Here is a 5,947-nt window from a genome sequence, read left to right on the forward strand (position 1 = left end):
GATCGAGATTGCGTCCGGGACGGCCGGTGGCGAGTGCGTGGTAGCCGGGATCGATGTAGTCGGGCCCCACCTTGTGGCCGGAGACCGCGAGTCCCTGCCGTGTCAGAGCGGCCATGAGGCCGGTGGCGAGGGTGGTCTTTCCGTGGCCTGAGGCGGGAGCCGCGACGAGAACGCGCGGAAGTCTCACCACTCTATGCCCCGCTGGCCCTTCTGCCCGACGTCCATCGGATGTTTGACGTGCTGCATCTCGGTGACGAGGTCGGCGGCCTCGATCAAGCGTGGGTCCGCGTTCCGACCGGTCACGACCACGTGCTGGCGGCCGGGCCGGTTCGTCAGGGTCTCCACCACGTCGTCGACATCGACCCAGCCCCACTGCATCGGATAGGTGAACTCGTCGAGCACGTAGAGCTGGTGGCGTTCGGCGGCGAGTCGACGTTTGATCTCGGCCCAGCCCTCGGCCGCCGCGGTGGCGTGGTCCTCCTCTGTTCCGGCCTTACGGCTCCACGACCAGCCCGAGCCCATCTTGTGCCACTCGACGGGCCCGCCTTCGCCGGTCTCGGCGTGCAGGGCGGCGAGTCGCTCGAGGACGGTCTGCTCACCGATACGCCACTTGGCCGACTTCACGAACTGGAACACCCCGATGTCCCAGCCCTGGTTCCAGGCGCGCAGCGCCAGCCCGAACGCGGCGGTCGATTTCCCCTTGCCGTTGCCGGTGTGCACCATCAGCAGCGGTCGGTGACGTCGCTGGCGGGTGGTGAGGCCGTCGTTCGGAACGAACAGGGGTTTGCCCTTGGGCATCAGGCCACCTCCCGGCGCGGGGCGGTGACGCTGCGAACGACGTCGGTGAGTCCGTCGGCGGTGACCTCGCCCAACGGGATGTGCTCGGCGTGAAGATGGTCAGCGAGTCGTGCGGCCAGTCCCATCCGGAAGCGGCCGGTCTCGCAGTCGACCACCGCGCTGTAGACACCGGTGGCGGCGAGATGCCGGGCCATGGTGTGAGCCCGGCCCAACGGGTCGGGTCCGGAGGTGGCCCGGCCATCGGTCACCACCACCAACAGCGGTCTGCGTGTCGGATCGCGGAGCGCCTCCCGCCGCAACAGTTCCGCCGAGCATTCCAAACCCTCGGCCAAGGGGGTGCGTCCCCCGGCGGGCAGGTCGGCGAGTCTGCGGGAGGCGACGTCCACCGAGTTCGTGGGCGGCAGTGTCACCTCGGCGGTGTGTCGGCGGAAGGTCACCAACGCCACTTTGTCACGGCGTCGATAGGCGTCCAGCAACAGCGAGAGAACAGCTGTTTTGACCTGTGCCATGCGACGACGGGCGGCCATCGAGCCGGAGGCGTCGACGCACAGCAGCACCAGATTCGACTCCCGGCCCAGGGTTTCGGCGCGGCGTAGGTCGCCGGGTGTGACGATCAGGCCACGCCCATCGGTGAGGCCGCCGCGCAGTCGTTGGTGTGGTGCGGCCGCGGTGATGGTGCCCACCAGGTGGAGGCGACCTTGTGCATTGCCGTCACGTCGTGGCCCGATCACCGCGCCTTGTGGGGTGCGGGCGCGTGATCGGCGTCCGGATTGGCCTTCCCCGGTGCCACGGACGACGAGGAGCGGTGCCCGGCCCGGTCGACCTGCCGCCGCGACGGACGTACCGGCTGATGAGGCGGACTGCTCTGAGGACGGGGATTCCTCCGGCTCGTTCGACCCGTTCCGTTCGTTCCGACCAGGCATGTCGCCTGACGGTGGCGCGGATTGCGTACCGTCACCGGCGTTGGTCGTGTCTTGATCGTCGGCGTCGGCACCACCGCCGGGGCCATCGGGGCCCGGTCCGTCAGGCCCGGGGTCGTCGGGGCCGAGCAGCTCGTCGAGTCGTTCCTCGTCGAGTCCCGGTTCGTCGAAGGGATTGCGGCGGCGCCGGTGCGGCAGTGCGAGCCTAGCCGCAGCGCGGACATCGTCGCGCGTGATGTGGCTTCGCCCCTGCCAAGCGGCGTGAGCCGCGGCGGCGCGGGCGGTCACGAGGTCGGCGCGCAGACCGTCGACGTCGAAAGCGGCGCAGATCTCGGCGATGGTCGTGAGCGTGTCGTCGTCCAACACCACGGTGTCGACCAGGCCTCGGGCGGCGGCTAGACGTTCGCGGAGGGCGTCTTGTTCGGCTTCCCACCGTTCGGCGAAGCCGGCCGGATCGGCGTCGAAGGCGAGGCGCCGCCGGACGACTTCGGCGCGGGTGGTGGGGTCTCGGGGCGCGGCGACTTCGACGGTCAGGCCGAACCGGTCGAGCAGTTGGGGGCGGAGTTCCCCTTCCTCGGGGTTCATCGTGCCGATGAGCACGAACCGGGCGGCGTGTTCGACTGAGAGGCCGTCCCGTTCGACGCTCAAACGGCCGGTGGCCGCCGCGTCCAGCAGCAGATCGACGAGGTGATCAGGCAGCAGGTTGATCTCGTCGACGTAGAGCAGGCCGCGATGGGCGCGGGCGAGGAGGCCTGGTTCGAATTCCACGACGCCCTCACGTAGGGCCTTGTTCAGGTGCAAAGTCCCGGTGACCCGGTCGTCACCGGCGCCCGTAGGGAGTTCGACGAGTCGCGCGGGACGGGTGACCACAGTCGTGTCCGGCCCGAACGGACCGTCGGGGGAGATCTCGTCGGGATCGTCCGGGTCGACGGAGAATCGGTCTTCCTCGTAGACGGCCACCGGCGGCAGGATCTCGGCGAGGCCGCGCACCGTCGTCGTCTTCGCCGTGCCCTTCTCTCCACGTATCAGGACACCGCCGATGAACGGGTCGATCGCGGTGAGTGCGAGGGCGAGTGTCATGTCGTCGGAGCCGACGACGGCGGAAAAAGGGTACTGCACAGGCATGTAGGGCTCCCGCTCGAACTGCCGTGTGTTTCCCGGAACACGGTTGTGCCCGGGGTCGGTTCGAGGCCGGTCTTCGGACTTCCCAGGTCAGTGCCTGGGTCACCGCAGCGGGCCCTGTGCCGGACTTTCACCGGACTTCCCAGATTCTCCCCGTGGCGTGAGCCGTGGGGCACCTCGAGCCGCGGCGATCACCTTAGCCGCACTGGACGGTGTTGGGGAGTCGGGTTCCTGTGAGTACACGCACAGTCGAGCGTGGGCGCTTCGAGTGACTCTTCCGGCCGTCTCCGACTGTCTTGAGCGGATGCGCGTGGTGTCGGGAGGCATTCGAGTCAGCGTTCGGTGGTCCTGTTTTTCGAGTGTCCGGCTTTGGTTTCTCGGAGAGTCGACGATGAGCGGGGTGCCGCAATGGCCTGGAACTCATGGGGTCCGGTGCTTCGTCCGGACGCCCTGGCGGCAGGTGTTGTCCGGTCATCCCGGCTGGAGGTACCCGGTGGGTTTCGAACGAAACCGACCACTCGATCCACAGAAGTCGGCGAGCTGCTCCCGAGGGTGCGGCAGCTCTTTCCACCTCGCTCCTTCGGCTTGGATGTGATCTATCTCGCACTCCCTTGATGTTTGGACGTCCTACTATCTCGGTGGGTCGCGAGACATCGGCTCGATTGTTGTGACGGCGCTTTCGGTGAGCCTGTGTGATTGGTGTGACGGACATAGCTGATGCAGAGAAGGTCCTGATCGTCGACGGTGTGCGAACGCCGGTCGGTGGTTTCGGGGAGCGTTCAAGGACGTCGATGCGTACAAGCTCGGTGGGGTCGCGGGCAAGGCCGCATTGCAGCGAGCGGGTGTCGTCCCGGAGGACATCGACGAGGTCGTGATGGGATGCATCGGCCAGGTCGGCCCCGACGCCTACAACGCCCGCCGGGTGGCGATCGAGTCCGGCCTGCCGAAACAGACCCCCGCGTACACGGTCAACCGGCTCTGCGGTTCGGGCCTGCAGGCGGTGTGGTCGGCGGCGATGCAACTGCGTTGGGGCGGCGCCGACATCCACATGGCGTGACGGCGGAGAACGTCGCCCGGAAGTACGGGGTGTCGCGCGAGGCGCGGGACGAGTTCGCGTGCGCGTCGCAGCGACGCGCCGCGACGGAGGCCGCCAAGTCGGTGTTCGCTGAGGAGATCACGCCGGTCGAGGTCGGTGGCCGCAAACCGTTCACCGTGACCGAGGACGGGCACCCGAAGCCGGAGACGACGCTGGCGAAGCTGCGCCCGGCGTTCGAGAAGGGCGGTTTGGTGACGGCGGGTAACGCCTCGGGCATCAACGACGGTGCCGCGGCGCTCGTTCTGGCCCGGGAATCCGTGGCCACGCAGCGAGGACTGACTGGGCTGGTGAGTCTCGAAGCGGTGGCGACCGCGGCGATGGAGCCGGAGCTGATGGGCTACGCTCCCGTGTTGGTGTTGAACAAACTGTTCGAGATGACCGGCACGGCACCCCACGGTACCCTCGGACATCGACACCATCGAGTTGAACGAGGCGTTCGCGTCCCAGGCGGTCGCCGTGGTCCGGGACGCCAAGCTAGATCCGGAGAAGGTCAATCCGTACGGAGGTGCGATCGCGCTGGGTCATCCGGTGGTGCCACGGGCGCGATCCTGACGTTGCGGGTCGCCAAGGATCTGGTCCGCCGGGATCTGGAGCTGGGGTCGTCACGATGTGCATCGGTGGCGGTCAGGCGCTCGCCGCGTTGTTCCGGCGGGTGTGACATGGCCGAGTTCGTGGCTTACTCCGTCACCGACGGCGTCGCGCGGATGGAACTGAACCGTCCCGACGCGGCCAACGCCCTGGACTTGCCGTTGGCACGTCAGTTGCGAGCCACGGCCGTGCGGGCCGGCGAGGATGACGTCCGTGCCGTATTGGTCACGGGCTCGGGTTCCCGGTTCTGTGCGGTTGTCACGTAATTTCCTCGCCCGCCGCGATCGTCCACTCGCAGAACGTCGTTCCGGTCCGACCATCGCTGATCCTCTGGCCGACCACGTCGAGTAGCGCACCGCATTCGCGAGACGGGGCCGCCCATGTGATCGTCTCGCACCGGGGCATCCCAACCCGGGCCGTGGAGGGTTAGCGGCGGGTCAGGAATTCCTCGATCTCGGAGCCGGACGGGGCCGTGGCCGGTCCGTGCCGGAGCACGGAGATCGCTGCCGCCGCGTTCGCACGCCTTGCAGCGGAGGCGAGGTCGGCACCGTCGAGCAGAGCCGCCGCGAGCACACCGCAATGAGTGTCGCCCGCGCCGTTGGTGTCGACCGGGGTGACCGGGAACCCCGGGATGTGCCGGGCCTCGCCGTTTCGTGCGAGTGCACAGCCCGCCGGCCCGTCCCGCACGATCGCCGCCGCACCGGAACCGAGGCGCTTCGTCAACGAGGATGCCGCCGACACGGCATCGGCAAGCCCGGTCAATTCGCGGGCTTCGCGCGCGTTGCAGCTTAGAATGTCCACCCTGGACAACACTGGGGTCAGGACGTCGGTGGGTATCTCACCGACCAACGGTCCCGGGTCGAACAGCACCGTGGCCACGGACACGTCGGGCAGCCAGCCGAGCAGTGCGGCGCGGTTCGATTCGTGCAGGAGGCTGTAGCCGCTGAGGTAGAGCACGTCTTCGGTGGTGACCTCGACGGTTTTCAACAGGTCAGGCGGGAGTCCGGCTTCCGCGCCGGTTCCGGTGACGAAAGTGCGTTCGCCGTCGTCGTCGACCAGGACCACGCACACTCCCGTGTCCCTGTCCTCGGTGGGAGGTTGGGCGATGGTGATGCCCTCCCCTCGAAGCGCCGCGCGTGCCTGGTCGCCGAACCTGCCGCTGCCGTGGGCTCCGGCGTAGAGGACGCGGGCCCCGTCCCTGGCGGCGGCGGCCATCACGTTGAAGCCGCCGCCGGGCAGGAGTGTGGTGGTCGAGGCGAGAACGTCCCCGCCGGCCTCGGGTACGGAGTCCACGCGCATGACCAGGTCCATGACGACCTGGCCGGTGTGCACGAGTTTTCCGGTCATCGTGTGTCACCTTCCACCACGCGGGCACCGCCGAACAGCGCGTACGCACCGGCGGCCATGACGAAGGTGATCACCC

General features: G+C 68.4%; 5 protein-coding genes, 2 pseudogenes and 1 riboswitch. Of the genes and pseudogenes, 3 read left to right on the forward strand and 4 right to left on the reverse strand.

Annotated elements, in window-relative coordinates:
• The 3 genes and pseudogenes from M7H19_RS15590 to M7H19_RS15600 form a co-directional block, all read right to left on the reverse strand.
• Positions 1-190, reverse strand: a pseudogene (locus M7H19_RS15590) (cobyrinic acid a,c-diamide synthase); the annotation flags it as partial.
• A complete protein-coding gene (cobO, locus tag M7H19_RS15595; RefSeq protein WP_298182076.1) occupies positions 184-798 on the reverse strand; it encodes a cob(I)yrinic acid a,c-diamide adenosyltransferase in 615 nt (204 codons plus the stop codon). The gene cobO and the pseudogene M7H19_RS15590, both read right to left, overlap by 7 nt.
• Positions 798-2,843 (reverse strand): magnesium chelatase subunit D family protein, encoded by a 2,046-nt coding sequence (locus M7H19_RS15600; protein ID WP_298182078.1) that lies wholly within the window; start codon positions 2,841-2,843, stop codon positions 798-800. The genes cobO and M7H19_RS15600 overlap by 1 nt, the downstream gene beginning before the upstream one ends.
• Positions 2,844-2,889: 46 nt before the next feature.
• Positions 2,890-3,035, reverse strand: a riboswitch (cobalamin riboswitch).
• Between the two features lie 619 nt (positions 3,036-3,654).
• Between M7H19_RS15600 and M7H19_RS18660 the strand changes: the two are divergent.
• The 3 genes and pseudogenes from M7H19_RS18660 to M7H19_RS18670 form a co-directional block, all read left to right on the forward strand.
• Positions 3,655-4,133: pseudogene (locus M7H19_RS18660) on the forward strand (acetyl-CoA C-acyltransferase); the annotation flags it as partial.
• 259 nt (positions 4,134-4,392) lie between these two features.
• Positions 4,393-4,488 (forward strand): hypothetical protein, encoded by a 96-nt coding sequence (locus M7H19_RS18665; protein WP_363321378.1) that lies wholly within the window; start codon positions 4,393-4,395, stop codon positions 4,486-4,488.
• A gap of 107 nt (positions 4,489-4,595) precedes the next feature.
• On the forward strand, positions 4,596-4,790 hold the full coding sequence (locus M7H19_RS18670; protein WP_363321377.1) for an enoyl-CoA hydratase-related protein: 195 nt from the start codon (positions 4,596-4,598) through the stop codon (positions 4,788-4,790).
• Positions 4,791-4,950: 160 nt separating this feature from the next.
• On the opposite strand, the gene M7H19_RS15610 is transcribed toward M7H19_RS18670, so the two are convergent.
• Positions 4,951-5,871: a PfkB family carbohydrate kinase gene (locus M7H19_RS15610; RefSeq protein WP_298182079.1), complete on the reverse strand. Its 921-nt coding sequence runs from the start codon at positions 5,869-5,871 to the stop codon at positions 4,951-4,953.
• Between the last annotated feature and the right edge of the window lie 76 nt (positions 5,872-5,947).

Origin of the sequence: Saccharomonospora sp. (assembly GCF_027317685.1) — a bacterium.
Lineage (GTDB): Bacteria > Actinomycetota > Actinomycetes > Mycobacteriales > Pseudonocardiaceae > Saccharomonospora.

Bases quoted from the DNA above. Each gene is read 5' to 3' on its own strand.
- cobO (WP_298182076.1), bottom strand. From the start codon at position 798: ATGCCCAAGGGCAAACCCCTGTTCGTTCCGAACGACGGCCTCACCACC.
- M7H19_RS15610 (WP_298182079.1), bottom strand. From the start codon at position 5,871: ATGACCGGAAAACTCGTGCACACCGGCCAGGTCGTCATGGACCTGGTC.
- M7H19_RS15600 (WP_298182078.1), bottom strand. From the start codon at position 2,843: ATGCCTGTGCAGTACCCTTTTTCCGCCGTCGTCGGCTCCGACGACATG.
- M7H19_RS18670 (WP_363321377.1), top strand. From the start codon at position 4,596: ATGGCCGAGTTCGTGGCTTACTCCGTCACCGACGGCGTCGCGCGGATG.